Below are 22,718 nucleotides of genomic sequence, written 5' to 3' on the forward strand. Positions count from 1 at the left end.
GCGTGGAATCAGAAGTCCGTCGAGTGCAGCTCCATCATGATCCACGCGGTATGCATGACGACCCTTTGCTGGACGGTTTGCTGACCCTCTGCTTCCTGCACCAGAAGCCTGCCAGCGCGGCCATGCTGACCACCGGCCTGCCATTGCCGTCCCAGCGCCTGAGCGCCGCGCTGCTGCCTCGCGCGGCGGCCCGGGCCGGGCTCCAGGGTCGCGTCCTGCGGCGCAAGCTGGAACAGATTCCGAGCATCGCCATGCCTGCCCTGCTGTTGCTCAAGGACGGCCGCAGCGCCGTGCTGCTGGGCTGGCAAAGTGATGACCAGGCGCGCCTGTTGCTCAGCGAAAGCGATGGCGGCGAGGTTTGCGTCAGCCGCGAGCTGCTGGCCGACGACTACATCGGGCAGGTGTTCTTCGCCCAGCCCCAGCACAAGTTCGACGTCAACCACGGTTCGCTGATCCCCCGGGCCCGCTCCTGGTTCCGCGATACCCTCAAGCGCTCGCGCTGGCTATACATCGATGCCGTCGCCGCCAGCCTGCTGATCAACATCATCGCCATGGCCGCGCCGCTGTTCGTGATGAACGTCTACGACCGGGTGGTGCCGAACCAGGCGACCGCGACCCTGTGGATGTTGTCCATCGGCATCATCGGCGCCTATGTCTTCGACCTGATCCTCAAGGGCTTGCGCAGCCTGTGCCTGGACCTTGCCGGGAAGAAGACCGACCTGATCATCTCCGCCACGCTGTTCGAGCGCATCGTCGGCATGGCCATGAAGTACCGTCCCCCGCGGGTCGGCAGCTTTGCCCAGAACATCCATGAGTTCCAGAGCCTGCGGGACTTCCTTGCCTCGCTGACCCTTACCAGCCTCATCGACCTGCCCTTCACCCTGCTGATCTTCCTGGTGATCGCCATCCTCGGCGGGCACCTGGTGTGGATCCCGGTGCTGGCCTTCCCCATCGCCCTGGGCATCGGCTATGCGTTGCAGAAGCCCTTGGTGGCGACCATGGAGAAGACCATGGCCCTGGGCGCCGAGCGCCAGTCGAGCCTGATCGAGACCCTGGCCGGGCTGGATGCGGTCAAGGTCAACAACGCCGAGAGCGAGCGCCAGTACCAGTGGGAGCAGACCATCGGCACCCTCAGCCGCCTCGAACTGCGGGTTAAGATGCTCTCCAGCCTGGCGATGAACATCACCCTGCTGATCCAGCAACTGGCCGGGGTGGTGATGATCATCTTCGGCGTGTACCAGATCATCGACGGCAACCTCAGCATGGGCGGCCTGATCGCCTGCTACATGCTCAGCGGCCGCGCCCTGAGCCCGCTGGCTTCGCTGTCCGGGCTGCTGACCCGCTACCAGCAGGCCCGCGTCACCATGACCTCGGTGGACCAGATGATGGAGCTGCCCCAGGAACGCAACTTCGACGAGCGTCCGCTGAGCCGCAGAGTGCTGCAGGGCGCCATCGAATGCCGGCAACTGAACTTCACCTACCCGGGCCAGCAGAATCCGGCGCTGAAGAACATCAACCTGGTGATCAAGCCGGGCGAGAAGATCGGCATCATCGGCCGCAGTGGCTCGGGCAAGAGCTCCCTGGCCAAGTTGCTGGTGGGCCTCTACCAGCCCGACTCCGGAGCCTTGCTGGTGGACGGCGTGGACATCCGCCAGATCGACGTCAGCGAGCTGCGCCACAACATCGGCTACGTGCCCCAGGACATCCAGCTGCTGGCCGGCAGCCTGCGCGACAACCTGACTTCCGGCGCCCGCTACGTCGAGGACGAACTGGTGCTGCAGGCCGCCGAGCTGGCGGGGGTCCACGAATTCGCCCGGCTGCATCCCCAGGGGTACGAGCTGCAAGTTGGCGAGCGCGGGCAGAACCTGTCCGGCGGCCAGCGGCAGAACGTCGCGCTGGCCCGTGCCCTGTTGCTCAACCCGCAGATCCTGCTGCTCGACGAGCCCACCAGCGCCATGGACAACACCGGTGAGGAGCGGCTGAAGCAGCGCCTGGAAGCGGTGGTGCAGACCAAGACCGTGGTCCTGGTGACCCACCGGGCCTCGCTGTTGTCGTTGGTCGACCGGCTGCTGGTGGTCGACCGTGGGCAGATCCTGGCCGATGGTCCGAAGGCAGTGGTCATGGAAGCGTTGAAGAAGGGGCAGATCAGTGTTGCTTAAGCCGGAAATCAGGGACTCGATCCGCCGTTATTTCAAGGGCAGCGATTCCCTCCAGGGGCAGCCGCTGCCCGAGGTCAACAAGGCCCTGATCGAAGATGCGCCACGGGTCATCCGCCTGACCATCTGGGGCATCATCGCCTTCTTCCTGTTCATGGTGCTGTGGGCCAACTTCGCGGTGATCGACGAAGTGACCAAGGGCGAGGGCAAGGCGATTCCTTCCTCCAAGGTGCAGAGGATCCAGAACCTGGAAGGTGGAATCGTTGCCGAGCTGTACGTCAAGGAAGGCCAGGTGGTAGAGGCCGGCGCGCCGCTGATCCGCCTGGACGACACGCGCTTCCAGTCCAACGTCGGCGAGACCGAGACCGTGCGCCTGTCCATGCTGCTGCGGGTCGAGCGCTTGAGCGCCGAGGTGGAGGAGCGTCCGCTGAACTTCCCCGAGGACGCGCTGCGGGACGCCCCGGGCCAGGCGGCCAGCGAGAAATCCCTGTACGAGAGCCGGCGCCAGCAGCTGCATGACGAGATCGGCGGCATGCAAGAGCAACTGATCCAGAAGCAGCAGGAGCTGCGCGAGTTCAACTCCAAGCAGGCGCAGTACCGCCAGCAACTGGGCCTGCAACGCCAGGAAATCAGCATGTCCGAGCCACTGGTGGCCCAGGGCGCGGTGTCGCCGGTGGAAGTGCTGCGGCTCAAGCGGGCCGAGGTCGAGACCCGTGGCCAATTGGACGCCACCACCCTGGCGATTCCCCGCGCCGAGTCGGCGATCAAGGAAGTGCAGCGCAAGATCGACGAAACCCGCGGCAAGTTCCGCAGCGAGGCCCTGACCCAGCTCAACGAGGCCCGCACCGAGCTGAACAAGGCCAGCGCCACCGGCAAGGCCCTGGAGGACCGGGTCAGCCGGACCATGGTCACAACGCCGGTGCGTGGCATCGTCAAGCAGTTGATGGTCAACACCATCGGCGGGGTGATCCAGCCGGGCAGCGACATGGTGGAGATCGTGCCGCTGGACGACACCTTGCTGGTGGAAGCCAAGATCCGTCCCCAGGACATCGCCTTCCTGCATCCGGGGCAAGAGGCGATCGTCAAGTTCAGCGCCTATGACTACACCATCTACGGCGGCCTCAAGGCTCGCCTGGAGCAGATCGGCGCCGACACCATCACCGACGAAGACAAGAAGACCACCTATTACATGATCAAGCTGCGCACCGAGCGCAGCCACCTGGGCAGTGACGACAAGCCGCTGCTGATCATCCCCGGCATGGTGGCCTCGGTGGACATCATCACCGGCAAGAAGAGCATCCTCAGCTACCTGCTCAAGCCGATCATCCGCGCCCGCGCCGAAGCCCTGCACGAACGCTGATCCCTTCCCTGCGCCATGCTCGCTCGCCGGACGGCCCTTCGGGGCCGCCTGTCCCGGCAAGCCGTGGCGTGGGTTGATCCCGCTCAGGATCGCGACCCGCAAGCCTGCTAGGATTGCGTTCCAGTCATTATCGACCAGTCATGAGTGCTCAGAATGCAACTTCCGGACATGAATCTCCTGGTGGCCCTCGACATCCTGCTGGACGAGGGCAGCGTGGTAGGCGCCGCACGCCGCATGAACCTCAGCCCGGCGGCCATGAGCCGGACCCTGACGCGAATCCGCGACGCCCTGGGCGATCCGGTGCTGGTACGTGCCGGGCGTGGCCTGGTGCCGACGCCCAAGGCCCTGGAACTGCGGGCCCAGGTGCATGATCTGGTGGAGCAGGCGGCGCTGGTGTTCCGCTCGGCGGACACCATCGACCTCGCCTCGCTACAGCGGCGTTTCAGCGTGCGCGCCAACGACTTCTTCGTCGGTGTCTACGGTGGCCGCCTGATCGATATCCTCGAGCGCCAGGCGCCGCTGTGCGAGCTGCGCTTCGTCCCCGAGGGCGATGGCGACGACGAGGCCCTGCGCGAAGGGCGCATCGACCTGCGCATCAGCAATACCCGGCCCCTGAGCCCGGAAGTGAAGGTGCAGAACCTGTTCACCACCAACTTCGTCGGCCTGGTGCGCGAAGACCACCCGGTGCTGGCCGAAGAGATCACCGCCGAGCGGTTTGCCGCCTACCCCCATATCAGCATGTCTCGCCGTGGCATCGCCCGTGGGCCGATCGACGCGGCGCTGGCCGAACAGGGGCTCAAGCGCCGGGTGCCGATGATCGCCCCGGGCTTCCACGCCGCGATGTTCATGCTGCCGGACTCGGACCTGATCCTGCCGGTACCCAAGGAGTCCCAGTTCAGCGTTCGGCGCCTGGGGCTGCGGCTGCGCTCCTTCGTGTTGCCGATCTCCCTGCCGACCCTGATCCTGACCCAGTCCTGGCACCCGCGCTACGACAAGGACCAGGCCCACAAGTGGTTTCGCGAAGTGGTCCGCACCTGCTGCCACGAGACCTGGAAGGAAGCCCAGCAGGCGTCCTGACACAAGGGGATAATCATTGCGTCTGGTGCATTTATTAAGTTCCGATAAGTCAGTTTTCGTCAGCACTGCCTGTTCATAAACTGCTCTGGTATTTCTTTACCTGGAGCAGTACGTCCATGAGTTCCCTCGCTGTCGCTGCGCCTGCTTCGGTCGAAGCCGCCAGCAAGCCGGCAGCCCCCCCTGCGCAAACCTTCGGGCTGCGGATCGTCATCGGCCTGGTGGGCGTCCTGCTGGCGGTGCTGGTCTCCGGCCTCAACGAGATGGTGACCAAGATCGCCCTGGCGGATATCCGCGGTGCGCTGTTCATCGGCTACGACGAAGGCACCTGGCTGGTGGCCTGCTACACCGCCACCTCGGTGGCTGCCATGGCGTTCGCGCCCTGGTGTTCGGTGACCTTTTCCCTGCGGCGCTTCACCCTCTGCGCCATCGCGCTGTTCACCCTGCTGGGGATCCTGTGTCCCTTCGCCCCCAACTACGAGAGCCTGTTGCTCCTGCGGACCCTGCAAGGCCTGGCCGGTGGCGCCTTGCCGCCGATGCTGATGACCGTGGCCCTGCGTTTCCTGCCGGCCAACATCAAGCTCTACGGCCTGGCCGGCTATGCCCTGACCGCCACCTTCGGCCCGAGCCTGGGCACGCCGCTGGCGGCGCTGTGGACCGAGTACGTGGGCTGGCGCTGGGCCTTCTGGCAAGTGGTGGTGCCGTGCCTGCTGGCCATGGCGGCGATCGCCTACGGTCTGCCCCAGGACCCGCTGCGCCTGGAGCGTTTCAAGCAGTTCAACTGGCGAGGCCTGCTGCTGGGTTTCCCGGCGATCTGCATGCTGGTGATCGGCATCCTGCAGGGCAATCGCCTGGACTGGTTCGAGTCGCCATTGATCACCCTGTTGCTCGGTGGCGGCCTGATCCTGCTGGTGCTGTTCATGATCAACGAGTGGTCGCAGCCGATTCCCTTCTTCAAGCTGCAGATGCTGGGCATCCGCAACCTGTCGTTTTCCCTGCTGACCCTGGCCGGGGTGCTGGTGGTGCTCACCGCGGTGATCATCATCCCGTCGGCCTACCTGGCCCAGGTCCAGGGCTACCGGCCGTTGCAGACGGCGCCGGTGATGCTGGTGATGGCCCTGCCACAGTTGATCGCCCTGCCGCTGGTGGCGGCCCTGTGCAACCTGCGCTGGGTCGACTGCCGCTGGGTGCTGGGGATCGGCCTGGGCATGCTGACCCTGTCGTGCCTGGGCGGTACGCACCTGACTTCGGTATGGATCCGTGACGATTTCTATGTGCTGCAACTGCTGCAGATCTTCGGCCAGCCGATGGCGGTGCTGCCCTTGCTGATGCTCGCCACCGGCAGCATCGCACCGGTGGAGGGGCCTTTCGCCTCGTCCTGGTTCAACACGGTCAAGGGCCTGGCGGCGGTGGTCGCCACCGGGGTCCTGGACGTGCTGACCACCCACCGCCTGCACCTGCACTCCACCCTGCTGGTGGACAGCCTGGGCAACTCGCCCCTGGTGGACGACCGGGTGCCTGGCCTGGCCGCGCGCCTGCACCAGCAGGCGGTGGTCCTGACCTGTGCCGACCTCTATTTCTGCATGGCAGGGGTGGCCGCTGCGCTGATCCTGCTGATTTTCTGGCTGCCGACGCGGATCTATCCACCGCGGGCGCCTGTTTGAACGCTGAACGATACGGAAGAATTCCCATGACTATTGCAAGCAAAGACAAGATCGCCGTCGCGGTGGCGGCGGTAGCGGCCCTCGGCGTGCTCGCCTACCTGGTGGCGCCGGGGCTGTTCGGCCGCTCCAGCGAACAGAGCACCAACGATGCCTTCATCGCCGCCGACTACACCCTGGTGGCGCCCCGCGTGGCGGGGTTCATCAAGGAGGTGCTGGTGGAAGACAACCAGCAGGTCAAGGCCGGGCAACTGCTGGCGCTGATCGATGATCGCGACCTGCGGGCCGCGGCCCAGGCGGCGGACGCCGAGACCCTGGTGGCCAAGGCGCAATTGCAGAACGCCCGGGCGACCCTGGACCGCCAGAGCTCGGTGATCGCCCAGGCCCAGGCCGCGGTGGTGGCTGCCCGGGCCGAGATGGATTTCGCCCAGCATGAACTCAATCGCTACAACCACCTGGCCGGGGTCGGCGCCGGCACCGTGCAGAACGCCCAGCAAGCACGTACCCGCATCGACCAGGCCAGCGCCCGGTTGGCGACGGCCACGGCGGCCCTGGCGGCGGAGCGCAAACAGGTGGAGATCCTCACCGCCCAGCGCGATGCCGCCGAAGGTGGCCTGAAGCGGGCCCAGGCGGCCCTGGAAATGGCCAGCTACGAGCTGTCCTACACCCGCATCGTCGCCCCGGTCGATGGCATGGTCGGCGAGCGCGCGGTGCGGGTCGGTGCCTACGTCACCCCCGGCAGCAAGATCCTCGCCGTGGTGCCGCTGCAGCAGGCCTATGTCGTGGCCAATTTCCAGGAAACCCAGCTCACCGCCATGCACGCCGGGCAAGTGGTCGAGGTGCGTGTCGACAGCCTCGGCGGCGAGACCCTGCATGGCCGCGTCGAAAGCCTGGCCCCGGCCACTGGCGTGACTTTCGCCGCGGTGAAGCCGGACAACGCCACGGGCAACTTCACCAAGGTGGTGCAGCGCATCCCGGTGAAGATCCTCCTGGACCCCGACCAGCCCATGGCCGAGCGCCTGCGTGTGGGCATGTCGGTGGAAGCCAGCGTCGATACCCGCAGCTCCGCCACCAGCGCCCGCGAGGTGACCCAGCGATGAGCCGCGAATACAGCAGCCACGGAGCCCGTACTCTGCTGGCGGTGAGCTTGTTGGCGCTGGCCGCGTGCACTGTCGGCCCGGATTTCCAGCGGCCCCAGGCCACCCGGCTCCAGGCCTGGCCCACGCCGGCGCAGGCCGCCGACAGCCAGGCGGTGGACAGCGCCCTGCAAGAGCGCTGGTGGGAAGTGTTCGCCGACCCGCAACTGTCGGCCCTGAGCCGTCGGGCCCTGACCGACAACCTTGACCTGCAACTGGCCACCAGCCGCTTGCAGCAGAGCCGTGCAGCACGCCAGGTGATCACCGCCCAGCGCTATCCCGGCACTGCGGCCAATGGTGGCTACGGACGCAAGCGCAACAGCAGCGAAGGCCTGAGCGACCCTTCCGGGCACCAGGGCAAGTCCGATTTCAACCTCTGGGAAAGCGGCCTCTCGGCCTCCTGGGAGCTGGATTTCTGGGGCCGCGTGCGGCGCGAGACCGAGGCCGCCGATGCCAGCCTGGAGGTGGCGGAAAACGACCGGCGCGCAGTGTTGCTGTCGGTGCTGGCGGAAACCGCCCAGGACTACATCCAATTGCGCAGCGTGCAAAGCACCCGGGCCGTCACCGAGCAGAACCTGGAGGTCGCGCGCCACAGCCTGAAGCTTTCGCAATTGCGCCTGGCCGACGGGGTGGCCACCGACCTGGACGTGGCCGAGGCCGCGGCCCAGGTCGCCACCATCGAGGCGCGCCTGCCGCAATTGCAGCAGCGCCAGGCGCAGTTGATCAATGCCCTGAGCCTGCTGTTGGGCGAGCCACCCCAGGCCTTGCAAAAGGAGTTGGCCGGCGATGCGCCAGTGCCGCAGCCGCCGGTGCGGTTGGCCATCGGCCTGCCTTCGCAACTGGCCGAGCGCCGTCCGGACATCCGCCAGGCCGAGGCGCGGTTGCATGCGGCCACGGCCAGCATCGGCGTGGCCAAGGGGGATTTCTATCCGCGCATCACCCTGTCCGGCAATTTCGGTTCCCAGGCCATGCAACTGGCGGATTTCGGCTCCTGGAACTCCCGGCAGTACAGCTTCGGCCCGCAGTTCAGCCTGCCGCTGTTCGACGGCGGTCGCCTGCGCGGCGTGCTCAAGCTGCGTGAAGCCCAGCAGCAGGAAGCGGCGGTGGCCTACCAGCAGACCGTGCTGCGGGCCTGGCATGAGATCGACGACCAGCTGACTCGCTACAACGCCAGCCAACTGCGGCGCGACAGTCTCGCCGAGGCGGTGCGGCAGAACCAGATCGCCCTGCGTACCGCGCAGCAGCAGTACATCGAGGGGGTGGTGGACTTCGTCAACGTCCTGACCGTGCAGGGCGCCTTGCTGGCCACCCAGGAACAGCTGGTGGAAAGCTCCGCCGGGGTGTCCCTGGCCATGGTCGGCTTGTACAAGGCCCTGGGCGGTGGCTGGGAGTCGGTGTATCCGCTGGCTAGCCAGGGTTCTGCAGGAACACCACGTATCCCCTGAACCAGGGGCTGTCGCGCAGCGCCTGGGGCTCTTGCCAGTCGCCGCCCTGGATCAGGCCGACCTTGTAGGGCAGGCCCATGCGATCCAGGCGCGGCAGATAGGAGGCATAGTTGGGAATGCTGTAGCGGCCCTGGTAAGTCTGCACCACCACCTCGTCCACCACGCCCTTGAGCTGGCTGATGGCTTGCGGGTCGCCGTTGCTGCTCCAGTCCATCAGGCCGGTGATGCTCAGGCGGTACTGCGCGGGCAGGCGCTGGCGCAGATCCCGCAGGAACTGCCCGTAGCGCTCCAGGTCACGGGTGCCGCTGTCGAAGTCGATCTGGATACCCACCACCTGGGTGCCGCTGTCTTGCCAGCGTTGCACCTGGCCGAGCAACTGGCTGTAGATCGTTTCCGGCCAGGCCAGGGTATGGGCGCGATAGACCACCCAGACCTGGTCCTGGCTCAGGCGCGACACCGGCAGGCCCTGGGCGATGAGCTCGACACCCCGTGCCGGCTGGCGCCGCGAACGGCTGACCTGGCCCTGGAGGATGTACAGGGTCCTGGCCTGGGCCAGCACCGGTTGGGTCTTGACGCCGCTCCACAGCCAGAAGGCATCGTGGTCGGCGGCATCCACCGCTGCGGCCGCCGGATTCGTCCAGCACAGCCACAGTGGCAGCAGGCAGCAGCCCAGGTAGTTCCTCACCAGTAGTAACGCAGCGACTGGGCCCACTGGGTGTCCCCCAGCTTGGTCTTCAACTGGCGGAACCAGGCCTTGCGTACCTCTGGCTCCACGCCCTGGCCGCCACAGCGGTTGTTGCCGGAGGAGGCGTAGCAGTAGATCCCCCGGTACAGGGCGAAGGCCCGCTCATCGCGGCTGGCCTTGGGGTTGTCGATCACCTTGCGGTAGCTGTCGAGCCGCGAGTAGGTGCTGCCCGGGAACTGGTCCGGGGTGCCGCCCAGGCGCTCGGCCTCGGGCTTGGTATCCAGGGGCATCTGGTCGAAGTTGTTCAGCCGTATGAACTCCGCCAGGCACAACAGGCCGGCGGGGGACTTGGGGTCTTTGCGCAAGGTCGCCGCGGTCTCGGCAATGCCCGGGCATGTGTAGTTGGCGCTCTCGCCCGCCTCGCCCTGGCCATTCCAGTTGAACACCTGCAGCGAAGGGCCGTCGGCGTAGATGTAGCCCAGGTAGTTGCCGATGTTGTCGTTGGACAGGACGCCCTTGCCCTGGCTCGTATCCAGGCCCTGGTTGACGCTGTGCAAGTCTTCGCTGAAGGCGGCGTACTGGCCACGGGTCAGGCTCTTGTAGAGCAGGACGAAGTACGCGGTGTTGCGTTCTTCGAGCGAATCGGCCTGGCGCGCTTGCTGGCGCAGCAGTTCGGGCGAGGCCACGTGGCGCAGGAGGATGGCGCGCACCTGGGCGGACTCGATCGGCGAGTCGGCGGCGAATACCTTGGCCAGCTCGCCGCTGCGCTCATAGGTGTAGGCCAGGGCCAGTTCCAGCTGCTCACGTTGCAACGGTTGCTTGGCCAGGGGCAGCAGTTGCAGCCACAGCTGCGTTGCGCCCTTCCAGTCTTGCTGGGCCTGCATGGCCAGGCCGCGCAGGGTCTGCTGGCTGAAGGCCAGGTAGTCCAGTTGGGCTGGAGTCTGCGTTGGCAATTGCTTGAGCGCTGCCGCTGGCTGCTGCTCGACAAACAAGGTGAAGGCCGCTTGCAGATAGTCGTACAAGGCCGGTTGCCCGGCGAACAAGGCTTTGTGTTGCACCAGGGTCTCTCGGGTCAGTCTGGTTGACGGATCGAGGCGCATGTCCATCAGGTCTCGCACCGCCAGCAGCAGCGGGACCTGGATATCGGCCTTGGGATTGTCCAGCAACTTGTAGTCGATCTCCGCCACCAGGTCGTCCTGGCGCTTGTCGTCGGGGCTGTCCGACCTCCGGGTCAGTTGCTGGCCGTAGTCATCGGCCAGGGCTCGGGTATCGCCTTGCAGCCAGTGCACGCGGCGGATCAGCCCCTTGGCGGACACGCTATAGAGCCCTTGTGGATAAGTTGTCAGATAGGCATCGAAGCCTGACCCGGCCTGTTGCAGCGCCGACTTATCCACATGCTCCAGGTTGACCGTGCCCCATTCGTCCAGGGCGCTCTGCTGGGCCTGGTTGAGGGCGGTGCGCGCCAGCATGTAGGTGGCCGTCTCGGCCAGCCAGGGCAGGGCGTTGTCCTTGAGGCTGGTGAAACCCCGGGTCGCGTCATCGAAGTGACCGTCATAGAACTGGACGCTGGCCTGCAGGTAGCTGGCCAGGTCGCGAGCCGGCGCGGAAGCCAGGTTCTGCGGCAGAAGGTCGGCCAGCGGGTTGGCTTCCCAGGAACAGGCTCCCAGCAGTTTGATCCGGGCCTGGGCCAGGGCCTGGCGTTCGGCCGGGCTCAGTTGCGGGTGGTCCAGTTGGGCGACGAAGGCCAGGGCGCTGGTGTCCGAGTTGCTGCGGCAGCGGCTGCCCTCGCCCTCGATGAAGTTATCCCCCGCGGCCTTCTGGTTGTCGCGGGAAATGCCCAGGGCCTGCAGCCGGCTGTTGAGCTCGGCGGCAGCGGGAGACAAGGCGGCGTTGGTGCTATCGCCGTCGTGCTCGTCCGCCGGGTCCAGTGGCCGCAAGCGGTAGGTCGGGAAGGGCACGGGGCCGAAACCCAGGCTCAGGTCATCTTTGTTCAGCGCCCGGGGCACTAGCGCCAGGCTGCCCTGGTCGGCCATCAACAGGCGCAGGTTGACCCGGCTGTCGTTGCCTGGGCTGAGGAAGGGCAGGTTGCTGCAACCGTCGAGTCGACTGGAGTAGAGCTTCCAGGCCGGGGCACAGAAGTCGTCGGAGCTGGCCTGGGCCTGGTTGGTGCAGAGAGTGGCCAGGATCAGCGATGAGAGGAGTGCGATGCGCATGAATTGTCCCTAATTCAGGAGGCCATCAGGACAAGCCTTCAGCTGTTGATGAGTGAGGTGGACGGCCCGATGCGCGGATTATATGGCCATCCGCCTGGATCTGCTGTGCGCCGATCGACAGCGTGGATGTGCGCAACCATAAGTCCCGGACAAGCCCCGGGGGTTCTGGCCTACAATCAGCGCGTCATGGCTTCCGGGTGGGAGCGAAGATCTATCGGCAGAGGGTGGTGATGGGCGTACCGAGTACCGAGCAAACGGCCAAGCAGCTATATCGCCAGGCTGTCACGCATTCGCAACCCCTGGCGCAATTGCTTCGCGAACCCTGGCTGGTGCCGTTGCTGCTGTTGGCCCTGGCCTTGCGCTGTTACGAGCTGACGGCGGCGGCGATCTGGGGCGACGAGGGCTCCAGTGTTTTGTTGGCCCAGTTCCCGTTGTCCGGCATCTGGGCGCATGCCGCCTACGATGTCCATCCGCCGCTGTATTTCGTTCTGCTGCATGGCTGGATAGGGCTGTTCGGCGACTCGATCCTGTCGATCCGCCTGATGAGTGCGTTGCCTGGGGCGCTCGCGGTATTCCTCGGGACCTGGTTGATGCACCTGGTCGCCGGTCGGCGGGCCACGTTGCTGGCCTGCCTGCTGCTGGCGCTGCTGCCTACCGCCGTGCGCTACAGCCAGGAAGTGCGCATGTATTCGCTGCTGGGCGTATGGCTGCTGGGGGCGACCCTGGCGTTGGTCTACTGGGTGCGCGCGCCCCAGCGTCGACGCTACCTGGTGATTTATGCGTTGCTGATGGCGGCCGGTTTCTATACCCACTACTTCACGGCGTTCTGCGTGGTCTCGCACTGGCTCTACCTGGCCCTGGCCCGACCCCGGCATGAGTCGGCGCGGCATTTCCTGCGGCGCCGGAGCTGGTGGTGGGCCAATGTCGCCATCGTGCTGCTGTTCCTGCCCTGGCTGCCGGGGCTGGTGGACCTGGTGTTGCATATGGAGGAGTTGAAGGCGGGTGGCGATGTCGGCTGGGAGCCACCGGTCACCTTGCGTTCATTGCCTTCGATGATCTGGCAACTGTTGGCCCAGGACGATGGCGAAGGCATGCCCGGTTGGTTGTTCGTCAGCCTTCCAGCCTTGCTGGCGGCGGTGCTGGCCTACCTGCTTTGCAGCGACCGCAGCCGCTCCCGCCTACCGACCTTGCTGGTGATCTACAGCGTCTTGCCCCTTTTGCTGGTGTTCGCGGTGTCGTTCATTTCCCCGGTATTCATCGAGCGCTACCTGACGGTGCCAGCCCTCGGGCTGCCGTTGTGCCTGGCCCTGGCCGTCGACCGGCTGGCGCAACGCTTCAAGATCCTGGCCGTGGCGCTGCTGCTGGTGGTGTTGGCGGTGTTCGGCGTGGGCCTGAAGAACAACTACACCGTGGATGCCGACGACCAGTTCGACAACATGGTCGAGTACATGAATCGCCACATCCTGCCTGGCGACCAGGTGGTACTGGGTGACATGTTCTGGTACCTGACCTGGGGCTACTACGATCGGAGCCATATCGCTCCCCGGTTGTACACGCCGCCGACAGCGGCAGGTGTGTCGACCCGCCCCAACCGCTACGGCTTTGGCACCTTGATCGATGAGAATGCCGGGGTCTACCTCGACCGCCTGGAGGACTTGCCCCTTGGCAATGGCCGGGTCTGGCTGGTAATGAGCCGGGTCGATCCGGATGAGTTCCCGTCGATTCCCGGCCATTGGCGAAAGCTCGACCAGCATGCCGGTGGCGATACCCAGGCGATCCTGTATGAGACCTGCGGCCTCGCTTGCCCGGGGCGCTGAGCGGGCGTGCGCCCGCCTGTGGATAATTCGCCCGGCCCGCCGCGAGCGCCCGGGATCACCGTTGGGAAGTTGCTCCGGCACCTGGCTGCACCCGGCCTAGACTTGCATCAGGGAGTCACAGTCCTGTCCCCGTCGGCGGGGCATCGAGGTGCATCATGCGTATGGCCAGAACCGTGCAACACAGTCTGGAACAAGCCCATTGCCAGTTCGACCTGGTCACCCATCCCCACTCGGCCAGCAGCCTGGAAACGGCACGGGTGGCGGGGGTGCCGGCGGAGCGCCTGGCCAAGTCGGTGATCCTCGATGACCGGCACGGGCGCTACCTGATGGCGGTGCTGCCGGCCAGCCGCCACCTGGACCTGAGCAAGCTAAGCGGCAGCGATCAGTGGCGAGTCACCCGGGAAAGCACCCTGGCGTACCTGTTCAACGACTGCGAGCGCGGCGCGGTACCGGCCCTGGGCGAGTCCTATGGGCTGGACGTGGTCATCGATCCATTGCTGACCCGCCAGAAGGACATCTACCTGGAGGCCGGAAACCACCACAGCCTGGTGCACATGAGCATGGCCGAATACCTGCGCATGGTGCCCAATGCCGAGATCTGCGAAGTCTGTCACTGATCAGGAGTTTTCCCATGGAATCACCGACCCACACCCTGCCAGCGCTGTTCAAGCAACTGGGGCTGGCCGATGACCCGGTGAGCATCGAGCGTTTCATCGCCTCCCATTCCCCGCTGAAACCGGAACTGCACCTGGCGGATGCGTTTTTCTGGAGCAAGAGCCAGGCGGATTTTTTGCGCGATGAAATCCTCGACGATGCCGACTGGGCCGAAGTGGTGGACCAACTGGATGTGCTGTTGAGGAAGGGGCGGGGAGGATGATGAGCTGTGGTTGTTGGGAGCGATGATTTAGACCAGAATCATGACCTCAATTGAGGTCATGAAAATGCAAAGTATCCTGGCTGACAAAGCCGTCAGCGTATCTGAGTTGAAGAAGAATCCTTCAGCGGTATTGAACGGCGCTCAAGGTGGGCCGGTGGCTGTGTTGAACCACAACCGGGTCATGGGCTACATGATTCCTGCTGAAGTTTTCGAAGCGTTGATGGAGCGTTTGGACGACCTGGAACTGGCCGAGATCGTTCGGGCGCGTAGTCAGGAGACTCCCGTCCCGGTCAGTCTGGATGACTTATAAACTCGAGTTCCTGCCTTCGGCGCTCAAGGACTGGAACAAGCTGGGCCATACGCTTCGCGAGCCATTCAAGAAGAGGCTCGTGCAACGGCTGCAAATGCCCCAAGTCCCAGCAGATGCCCTGTACGTTTTACCCGACTGCTACAAGATTAAGCTCAAGGCCTCGGGTTATCGGCTGGTCTATAAGGTTATCGAGCAGCGCGTTGTGGTGGCTGTTGTCGCGATCGATAAGCGCGAGCGCGGGGCTGTTTACGAGCAAGCCAGGAAGCGTTGAAGCACATTCGGAACGTGATCCGGATATTTGTTACAAAACTTGACTGAAAATATTTGTTGCTGTCATATTGATAGTTAGCAAACTATCAGTGTGCGAACAGTCTTGTGCCCCATTCCCTTGAATCTCTTCACATGAACATCAGCAGTGGCATGGTGGTCGCGGCGCGGCATTGGCGCCGGATCTGCCAGAACACGCTGATCAATTTCGGGGTTTCCGAAGCCTGCGCCGTGCCCTTGTTGATGATCGGGCGGCTGGGCGAGGGTGTGCGTCAGGTTGCCGTGGCCCATGCGGCCGGGATGGAGAGCCCGTCCCTGGTGCGCCTGCTGGACCAGCTGTGCAACGCCGGCTATGTCTGCCGCAGCGAAGACCCCCATGACCGCCGGGCCAAGTGCCTGAGCCTGACCGACAGTGGTCGCGAGCTGGTGCAGGCAGTGGAGGGCGAACTGGTGCGCCTGCGTCACGAGGTCCTGGCGGGCATCAGTGCCCAGGACCTGGAAGCGGCCTTGCGGGTGATCCAGGCCTTCGAGTCCGCCAACCACTCTCCGGTGCAGTCATCTTGAAAGGCTTTTTCACTGGCGTGCCTCCCGCGCGGGACTGGTTCTACGGCGTGCGCACCTTCGCCGCATCGATGATCGCCCTGTACATCGCCATGCTGATGCAGATGCCTCGCCCGTACTGGGCCATGGCCACGGTGTACATCGTTTCCAGCCCGTTCGTCGGCCCTACCAGTTCCAAGGCGCTGTACCGCGCCGTCGGCACCTTCCTCGGCGCCTCGGCGGCAGTGCTGCTGGTGCCGATGTTCGTGCAGAGCCCCTACCTGCTGGTGGTGATCATCGCCCTGTGGACCGGCATCCTGCTGTTCCTGTCCATGCACCTGCGCACCGCCAACAACTACGCGTTGATGCTGGCCGGCTATACCTTGCCGATGATCGCCCTGCCGGTGGTGGACAACCCCCTGGCCGTATGGGACGTGGCGGAAGCGCGAACCGAGGAAATTTTCCTCGGCATTATCTGTGCGGCGGTGATCGGTAGCCTGTTCTGGCCCCGGCGTCTGGCCCCGGTGTTCGTCGGGTCGGCGGGCAAGTGGTTCGCCGATGCCGCGACCTACAGCCGGCGCTTCCTCACCCGCGATGTGCGGCCCGAGGAAGTCAGTGCCCTGCGCGCCTCGATGGTGGCGACCTTCAACACCCTGGAAATGATGATCGGCCAGTTGCCCCACGAAGGCGCGCGGCCGCAGACGGTACGCAACACCAAGGAACTGCGCGGGCGGATGATCCACCTGCTGCCGGTGGTGGATGCCCTGGACGACGCCCTGTCTGCCCTGGAGCGCCGGGCGCCGGAGCTGGCCGAGCGCTTCGCGCCCTTGCTGGCCAAGGCCGACGAGTGGCTGGACAGTACCGCCCAGGATGCCTCGACGCAGCGCTGGCAGGCCCTGCGCGGCGAGCTCGAAGCCCTGCAGCCCGATGCCCGGGCCCTGGACGACCGGAGCCAGTTGCTGTTCTCCAATACCCTGTACCGCCTGGGCGAGTGGATCGACCTGTGGCAGGACTGCCGCAGCCTGCAGCACGCCATCCAGTGTGAAAGCCAGGACACCTGGCGCGCGGTCTACCGCCATTGGCGCCTGGGCCGGCTGACGCCGTTCCTCGATCGCGGGCTGATGCTCTATTCGGCAGGCTCCACGGTACTGGCGATCATCGTCGCCTCGGTGCTGTGGATTCTCCTGGGCTGGACCGACGGTGGCAGCGCGGTGATCCTGGCGGCGGTGGCCTGTAGCTTCTTCGCCGCCATGGACGACCCGGCACCACAGATCTACCGGTTCTTCTTCTGGACCGCGCTGTCGGTGCTGTTCGCCAGCCTCTACCTGTTCCTGATCCTGCCCAACCTGCATGATTTCGCCATGCTGGTGCTGGTGTTCGCCGTGCCCTTCATCTGCGTCGGCACCCTGACCGTGCAGCCCAGGTTCTACCTGGGCATGCTCCTGACCATCGTCAACACCGCGTCGTTCATCAGTATCCAGGGCGCCTACGACGCCGACTTCCTGAACTTTTCCAACTCCAACCTGGCAGGCCCCATCGGCCTGCTATTCGCCTTTATCTGGACCCTGGTCGCGCGGCCGTTCGGTTCCGAGCTGGCGGCCAAGCGCCTGACCCGCTTCAGCTGGCGCGACATCGTCAGCCTCTCGGAGCCGGCGACCCTGGCCGAACACCGGCACATGGGCGCGCAAATGCTCGACCGGCTGATGCAGCACCTGCCGCGCCTGGCCATGACCGGCCAGGACACCGGCGTTGCCCTGCGCGAACTGCGGGTGGCGCTCAACGTGCTGGATCTGCTGGCCTATGCGCCACGGGTCCAGGGCGTGGCCCAGGGTCTGTTGCGCCAGGTGGTGGCCGAGGTGGGCGAGTACTTCAAGGCCTGCCTCAAGGCCGGTGAGCGCCTCGAGGCGCCGAGCCCGCTGCTGATGACCCTGGACCGCACCCGCCAGGCCCTGGACAGCCAGCGTCTGCAAGGCGACGACGAAACCCGCCGGCACCTGTTGCACGCCCTCAGCGGCCTGCGCTTGGCGCTATTGCCGGGCGTCGAGTTCGTGGCCTCGGGAGACCGTGCAGAACCCCTTCCCCCTGGCATCGATGGAGCGCCCCTATGATCGGTGATCTGGATATCAGCGGGGTGTTCCTGCCCACGCTGCTGGTGTTGATGGGCATCACCTATGGCGTGTACCTGCTGGTGCACGGCTTGCTGACACGCCTGCACTTCTATCGCCTGGTCTGGCACCGGGCACTGTTCAACGTGGGTCTCTACGCCTTGTTGCTGGGCGTCGTCGACTCTCTCAGCCGATACCTGATGACATGAAAAAACCTTTATTGACCATCGGCCGTGTGGTCCTGACGTTATTGGTGGTGACCTTCGCGGTCGTGGTGGTCTGGCGCATGGTGATGTACTACATGTTCGCGCCCTGGACCCGGGACGGGCATATCCGTGCCGATATCGTGCAGATCGCTCCGGATGTCTCCGGGCTGATCCAGCAGGTCGAGGTCAAGGACAACCAGTTGGTCAAGCGTGGCCAGGTGCTGTTCAGCATCGACCAGGACCGCTTTCACCTGGCCTTGCGCCAGGCCCGGGCGAACCTGGCCGACCGCCAGGAAACCCTGGCCCAGGCCCAGCGCGAGGCCAAGCGCAACCGCGGCCTGGGCAACCTGGTGCCGCGCGAGCAGCTGGAAGAGAGCCAATCCCGCGAGGCCCGGGCCCAATCGGCCCTGGCCGAGGCCCAGGTGGCGGTGGACAGTGCCCAGCTCAACCTCGATCGCTCGGTGGTGCGCAGCCCGGTGGACGGCTACGTCAACGACCGTGCGCCACGGCCCCAGGAATTCGTCACCGCCGGGCGCCCGGTGCTGTCGGTGGTGGACAGCAACTCCTTCCATATCGACGGCTACTTCGAGGAAACCAAGCTCGACGGCATCCATATCGGCCAGGCCGTGGATATCCGCGTGGTGGGCGATCGCGCGCGCCTGCGCGGGCATGTGGAGAGCATCGTCGCCGGGATCGAGGACCGTGACCGCAGCAGCGGCAGCAACCTGCTGCCCAACGTCAACCCGGCCTTCAGCTGGGTGCGCCTGGCCCAGCGGATCCCGGTGCGCATCGCCTTCGACGACGTGCCGGCGGACTTTCGCATGATTGCCGGGCGCACCGCTACGGTGGCGATCATCGACGACCAGCCCCGCCAGGAGCGCGGGCAATGAACCACGGCGCGCGCGTGGCCCTGCTCGGGCTCGGCTTGCTGCTCTCGGCGTGCCAGGTCGGGCCGGATTACCAGTTGCCCAAGGAGGCGGCGCTGCAACGCCCGGACCTGCAAGGCGAGCTGGCGGGCCAGGGCGCCAATGTGGTTTCGGCCCCGGTGCCCGGCGATTGGTGGCGCCTGTACCGTGATCCGCGCCTGGACCAGCTGGTGCAGCAAGCCCTGGCTTCCAGCACCGATTTGCGTGTGGCGGCGGCCAACCTGGCCCGCGCCCGGGCCCAGGTGGACGAAGCCCAGGCCGCCGGCGGCTGGAGCGGTGGGGTCAAGGCCGGGGTCGAGCGCCTGCAGGAGTCCGGCGAGGCCTTCCTGCTACCGGAGAAAGTGCCGGTGGCCAACGTCGGCAACCTGTCCATCAGCACCTCCTACCAGTTCGACCTGTTCGGCACCCTGCAGCGCGGCATCGAGGCGGCCAAGGCCAATGCCGATGCGACCCAGGCCGCGGCGGACATCGCCCGCATCACCCTGGTGGCGGATGTGGTACGGGCCTACACCCAGGTCTGCGCGGCCAACGAGGAGCGGGAAATCGCCGAGCATTCCCTGGCCCTGCAAGCCCAGAGCACCGAGCTGACCCAGCGCCTGCGCGACGCCGGGCGTGGCGACGAAACCCAGGTCACCCGCTCCCAGACCCAGTTCAAGTCCCTGCGGGCCGAGTTGCCGCGCTACGAAGCGGCGCGCCAGTCGGGGCTGTTCCGCCTGTCGATGCTGCTGGCCAGGCCGGTGGACCAGTTGCCAGCCGGCACCGCCAGCTGCGCCGAGCTGCCGCATATCGCCCAACTGTTGCCGGTGGGCGATGGCGCCGCGCTGCTCAAGCGCCGTCCCGATGTACGCCAGGCCGAACGTCACCTGGCGGCGGCCACCGCGCAGATCGGCGTCGCCACCGGGGCCCTGTACCCGGACATCAGCATCGGTGCCACCGTGGGCACCGTGGGTATCCTCGATAACCTGGGCAAGGCTTCCACCAATCGCTGGGGCTTCGGCCCGGTGATCAGCTGGACGGTGCCGGCCAACGGTGCCCGCGAGCGCATCCGCGAAGCCGAGGCGACGAGCCAGGCGGCCCTGGCGCATTTCGACGGGGTGGTGCTCAACGCCATTCGCGAAACCCAGACCGGCCTGGCCCAGTACAGCGCCCAGCTGCAACGGCGCGATGCCCTGGCCGACGCCGAGCAGTCGGCGCAGGTGGCGGCGGACCAGACCCACCGGTTCTTCCAGGCCGGGCGCGCGTCCTTCCTCGCCGACTTGCAGGCCACTCGTACCTACACCGACATGCGTGCCCAGCTGGCGGCGGCCAACACCCAGGTGGCGATGAGCCAGATCGACTTGTTCCTGGCCCTGGGCGGCGGTTGGGAAAGCGGACGAACGCAAGCTCCGCCAGTCACTAAACCCTGAGGCCGTTGCTATGCTTTGATCAGTTGGCAAGACGCCGAGTGCCGGGCGCCTTGCCATGATCAAAGCGTGATGGCCATGGGGATTCCAATAATGAAAAACCCTTATGCTCCGGGCTTCTGGTGCGCGCTCTGCGCCCTGATACTGCTGTCTGCCACCTACTTCTACGGGGTCATGCTGGCCCATCAGATCGACAAGGCCATGGTGTTTCTCGACAGTGCCAGCGCCTTGATCGCGGTGCTGGCCATCGCTGTGGTGGCCTGGGCCTCGTTCCAGGGCCAGAAGATCAAGAAAAGACAGCTCGAGCAGAGCAAGACCCTGGTGGCCATCTGGGACACCAAGGTGGCCCTGCGTCGGGTCGAGACCGTCTTCGACCGTTACTTCTGGGGCAGCTATTGGCAGCCTGGGCGGACCTTCGCCGAAGTCATGGGCGAACTCACCGGCACCCCGCTGGAAAAAAGCCTCGAAGCCCTGAAGGCGCAGTGCATGCGGCTCGACAAGCAAGCCGACGACGGCCACCACTGGCTGAGCAATGCCCGGGAGCTGTCGGATGTCGCCACGGCCATGGCCCGCGAGCGCTACCAACTGGATTTCTGCGACCCCCGTGGCGAGTCCCGAGGCAACAGCGCGGTGATCGATCGCGACTTCGAAGTGCTGGTCTACACCTGGAGCGCCCGGCTCAAGAGCTTCGACCATCAGCTCGATGCCCTCGAGCTCGAATACTCCTAGCCGCAAGCCTGGAGCCAGCGCCCCCCTGCCTTTTGCTTTCGCTTGGCGCTTGCAGCTTGCAGCTTGCAGCTGCACCACTGTTGCGCTCCAACCCATCGCCAATGCTAATCTGCGCCGGTTTCACGCGGAGTCGAGCCGCGACCCGTCATGGGTTCAGGGAAGACCAGCGCACTTTCAAACTATGGATATCGATCGGGTCAAGCATGAATAAATCAGCAGGCGTACTTCTAGGAATCGTCGTCGCAGTGGGTGCAATCAGTGCCGGCGGCGCCTGGTACACCGGCACCAAGCTGGAGGGGGTTCTGCAGCAGCAGATCGTCGAGAGCAACAAGGAGCTGCAGGCAGTGCTGATCGGCTACGACGCCACGGCGAGCCTGGAGCTGGTGTCCCTGGACCGCGGTGTGTTCAGCAGCAACGCTCGTTATCGCCTCAAGGGCCAGGGCGACCTGTTCCGGGGTGACCTGGAGCTGCTGATCAGCGACCACATCGAACACGGCCCGCTGCCGTTCTCACGCCTGGTCCGCCTCAAGTGGCTGCCAGTGATGGCCTCCAGTCGCTACGAACTGGAAAAGAGCCCGCAGACCGAGAAGTGGTTCGCCGCCACCAAGGGCGCTGTGCCCTTCAAGGGCGTGGTCAACGTCGCCTACGATCTGTCTGCCGATGGCACCCTGGAACTGGCCCCGGTGGACCTGGCCCTGGATGAACAGAGCAGCCTCAAGTTCTCCGGTCTGAACGCCACCATCAGCGTCAGCGACAGCCGCCAGAAGGCCAAGGTCGATGGTTATGTGGATAGCCTGAGCCTGGCCATCAGCGCCCCCGACCAAGCTCCGGGCAAGCTGGAGGTCAACGGCCTGACCCTGGCCAGCAACCTGACCAAGAGCAGCTTTGGTTACTACCTGGGCCAGAACACCCTGGAACTGAGCAACACCAAGGCCACCTTCGGCGACAAGCAGTCGGTGCTGACCCTGAAGAACTTCGAACAGAAGACGTCCAGCGAGGAAACCGGCAGCAACGTCTCCGGCCGCGCGGATTACCGCGTGGGCGAGATCGCCTTCGACGGCAAGACCGTGGGTTCCGCCGAGATGCTCTGGAGCATGAAGAACCTGGACAGCCAGGGCATGGTCGACCTGGTGCAGATCTATCAGAACGTCTTGCAGCCATACCAGAAGGCCGCGACCGAGGCGGCCGCCCGTGGCGAGCCGGCTCCGGAGCTGCAACTGACCCCAGCCGAGGAAACCAAGGTACGTGACGCGGTGAACAAGGTCCTGGCCGCCAAGCCGCAGATCGCCCTGGAAAGCCTGGCGCTCAAGACCGGCAACGGCGAAAGCCGCTTCAGCCTGGGCCTGGACCTGGCCAAGCCGCAGAACCTGGAGCTGCCTACCGCAGAGCTGGGCAAGCAGCTGATCAGCCAACTGGATGCCAAGCTGTCGCTGTCCAAGCCGATGGTCGCCGACGTGGCGGCCCTGCAGGCCCAGGCCGAAGGCATGACCGACGCCAAGCAGATCGCCGAGCAGAGCGCCGCCACCGCGGAAATGCTCAGCGCCATGGCCGTTGCCACCCAGTTGGCCAAGCTGGACGGCAACAACGTGGTCTCGGCCCTGCATTACGCCAATAACGAAGTGAACTTCAATGGCCAGAAAATGACGGTCGAGCAGTTCATTGGCTTCGTCATGAGCAAGGTGGCTGGCGCAGGCGCGCAGCAGTAAGCGACCGCCATCCGATCGCCCCTGGCGATCGGCTGCATCACCCTAGACGCCCGGTGCCGTGGATGCCACAGCCCGGGCGTCGTGCTGTCCAAGGCCCCGGTG

Annotated in this window: 20 protein-coding genes; 18 read left to right on the top strand and 2 right to left on the bottom strand. The window is 65.5% G+C overall.

Annotation, left to right across the window (positions count from 1 at the left end; genetic code table 11):
* Nucleotides 1-2 precede the first annotated feature (2 nt).
* From ACK6AU_RS01845 to ACK6AU_RS01870, 6 genes are all read left to right on the top strand, one after another.
* A complete protein-coding gene (locus ACK6AU_RS01845; RefSeq protein ID WP_185701681.1) occupies nucleotides 3-2,159 on the top strand; it encodes a type I secretion system permease/ATPase in 2,157 nt (718 codons plus the stop codon).
* Nucleotides 2,149-3,516, top strand: a complete 1,368-nt coding sequence (locus tag ACK6AU_RS01850; protein ID WP_185701680.1) for an HlyD family type I secretion periplasmic adaptor subunit — start codon at nucleotides 2,149-2,151, stop codon at nucleotides 3,514-3,516. The genes ACK6AU_RS01845 and ACK6AU_RS01850 overlap by 11 nt, the downstream gene beginning before the upstream one ends.
* A gap of 153 nt (nucleotides 3,517-3,669) precedes the next feature.
* Entirely contained in the window at nucleotides 3,670-4,593 is a 924-nt protein-coding gene (locus tag ACK6AU_RS01855; RefSeq protein ID WP_185701679.1) for a LysR family transcriptional regulator, read from the top strand.
* 116 nt (nucleotides 4,594-4,709) lie between these two features.
* On the top strand, nucleotides 4,710-6,254 hold the full coding sequence (locus ACK6AU_RS01860; RefSeq protein ID WP_185701678.1) for an MFS transporter: 1,545 nt from the start codon (nucleotides 4,710-4,712) through the stop codon (nucleotides 6,252-6,254).
* 26 nt (nucleotides 6,255-6,280) lie between these two features.
* On the top strand, nucleotides 6,281-7,351 hold the full coding sequence (locus ACK6AU_RS01865; protein ID WP_185701677.1) for an HlyD family secretion protein: 1,071 nt from the start codon (nucleotides 6,281-6,283) through the stop codon (nucleotides 7,349-7,351).
* The gene (locus ACK6AU_RS01870) at nucleotides 7,348-8,832 is read left to right on the top strand and encodes an efflux transporter outer membrane subunit (protein ID WP_409297445.1); all 1,485 of its coding nucleotides are present in this window, start codon (nucleotides 7,348-7,350) and stop codon (nucleotides 8,830-8,832) included. Before ACK6AU_RS01865 ends, ACK6AU_RS01870 begins: the two co-directional genes overlap by 4 nt.
* Here ACK6AU_RS01870 and ACK6AU_RS01875 read toward each other — a convergent pair.
* A complete protein-coding gene (locus ACK6AU_RS01875) occupies nucleotides 8,795-9,544 on the bottom strand; it encodes a DUF3142 domain-containing protein (protein WP_409297447.1) in 750 nt (249 codons plus the stop codon). The two genes, ACK6AU_RS01870 and ACK6AU_RS01875, sit on opposite strands and share 38 nt — an antisense overlap.
* The gene (locus ACK6AU_RS01880) at nucleotides 9,514-11,730 is read right to left on the bottom strand and encodes an outer membrane assembly lipoprotein YfiO (RefSeq protein WP_409297449.1); all 2,217 of its coding nucleotides are present in this window, start codon (nucleotides 11,728-11,730) and stop codon (nucleotides 9,514-9,516) included. Before ACK6AU_RS01880 ends, ACK6AU_RS01875 begins: the two co-directional genes overlap by 31 nt.
* A gap of 230 nt (nucleotides 11,731-11,960) precedes the next feature.
* Here ACK6AU_RS01880 and ACK6AU_RS01885 point away from each other — a divergent pair, with 230 nt between their 5' ends.
* The 12 genes from ACK6AU_RS01885 (at nucleotide 11,961) to ACK6AU_RS01940 (ending at nucleotide 22,616) form a co-directional block, all read left to right on the top strand.
* Nucleotides 11,961-13,547 carry a glycosyltransferase family 39 protein gene (locus tag ACK6AU_RS01885; protein WP_409297451.1) on the top strand — a complete coding sequence of 529 codons (1,587 nt, stop codon included), beginning with the start codon at nucleotides 11,961-11,963 and terminating at the stop codon, nucleotides 13,545-13,547.
* A 155-nt stretch (nucleotides 13,548-13,702) separates the two neighbouring features.
* A complete protein-coding gene (locus ACK6AU_RS01890) occupies nucleotides 13,703-14,164 on the top strand; it encodes an aminoacyl-tRNA deacylase (protein WP_185701672.1) in 462 nt (153 codons plus the stop codon).
* A 14-nt stretch (nucleotides 14,165-14,178) separates the two neighbouring features.
* Nucleotides 14,179-14,424 carry a DUF2789 domain-containing protein gene (locus ACK6AU_RS01895; protein WP_068576250.1) on the top strand — a complete coding sequence of 82 codons (246 nt, stop codon included), beginning with the start codon at nucleotides 14,179-14,181 and terminating at the stop codon, nucleotides 14,422-14,424.
* A 64-nt stretch (nucleotides 14,425-14,488) separates the two neighbouring features.
* On the top strand, nucleotides 14,489-14,734 hold the full coding sequence (locus ACK6AU_RS01900; RefSeq protein ID WP_085598199.1) for a type II toxin-antitoxin system prevent-host-death family antitoxin: 246 nt from the start codon (nucleotides 14,489-14,491) through the stop codon (nucleotides 14,732-14,734).
* Nucleotides 14,724-15,005 (top strand): type II toxin-antitoxin system RelE family toxin, encoded by a 282-nt coding sequence (locus ACK6AU_RS01905; RefSeq protein WP_409297453.1) that lies wholly within the window; start codon nucleotides 14,724-14,726, stop codon nucleotides 15,003-15,005. The genes ACK6AU_RS01900 and ACK6AU_RS01905 overlap by 11 nt, the downstream gene beginning before the upstream one ends.
* Nucleotides 15,006-15,136: 131 nt before the next feature.
* Entirely contained in the window at nucleotides 15,137-15,565 is a 429-nt protein-coding gene (locus ACK6AU_RS01910; protein ID WP_185701670.1) for a MarR family winged helix-turn-helix transcriptional regulator, read from the top strand.
* Complete coding sequence (locus tag ACK6AU_RS01915) at nucleotides 15,562-17,649, top strand: FUSC family protein (RefSeq protein ID WP_185701669.1); 2,088 nt, start codon at nucleotides 15,562-15,564, stop codon at nucleotides 17,647-17,649. Before ACK6AU_RS01910 ends, ACK6AU_RS01915 begins: the two co-directional genes overlap by 4 nt.
* On the top strand, nucleotides 17,646-17,855 hold the full coding sequence (locus tag ACK6AU_RS01920; protein WP_022643266.1) for a DUF1656 domain-containing protein: 210 nt from the start codon (nucleotides 17,646-17,648) through the stop codon (nucleotides 17,853-17,855). Before ACK6AU_RS01915 ends, ACK6AU_RS01920 begins: the two co-directional genes overlap by 4 nt.
* Nucleotides 17,852-18,742 (top strand): HlyD family secretion protein, encoded by an 891-nt coding sequence (locus ACK6AU_RS01925; RefSeq protein WP_185701668.1) that lies wholly within the window; start codon nucleotides 17,852-17,854, stop codon nucleotides 18,740-18,742. Before ACK6AU_RS01920 ends, ACK6AU_RS01925 begins: the two co-directional genes overlap by 4 nt.
* The gene (locus tag ACK6AU_RS01930; RefSeq protein WP_185701667.1) at nucleotides 18,739-20,184 is read left to right on the top strand and encodes an efflux transporter outer membrane subunit; all 1,446 of its coding nucleotides are present in this window, start codon (nucleotides 18,739-18,741) and stop codon (nucleotides 20,182-20,184) included. The genes ACK6AU_RS01925 and ACK6AU_RS01930 overlap by 4 nt, the downstream gene beginning before the upstream one ends.
* A gap of 90 nt (nucleotides 20,185-20,274) precedes the next feature.
* Nucleotides 20,275-20,910 (top strand): NADH:ubiquinone oxidoreductase subunit N, encoded by a 636-nt coding sequence (locus ACK6AU_RS01935; RefSeq protein ID WP_409297457.1) that lies wholly within the window; start codon nucleotides 20,275-20,277, stop codon nucleotides 20,908-20,910.
* A 203-nt stretch (nucleotides 20,911-21,113) separates the two neighbouring features.
* Nucleotides 21,114-22,616, top strand: a complete 1,503-nt coding sequence (locus ACK6AU_RS01940; RefSeq protein ID WP_409297459.1) for a YdgA family protein — start codon at nucleotides 21,114-21,116, stop codon at nucleotides 22,614-22,616.
* Nucleotides 22,617-22,718 lie beyond the last annotated feature (102 nt).

The organism is Pseudomonas sp. KCJK8993, assembly GCF_046230915.1.
Classification (GTDB): domain Bacteria; phylum Pseudomonadota; class Gammaproteobacteria; order Pseudomonadales; family Pseudomonadaceae; genus Aquipseudomonas; species Aquipseudomonas piscis.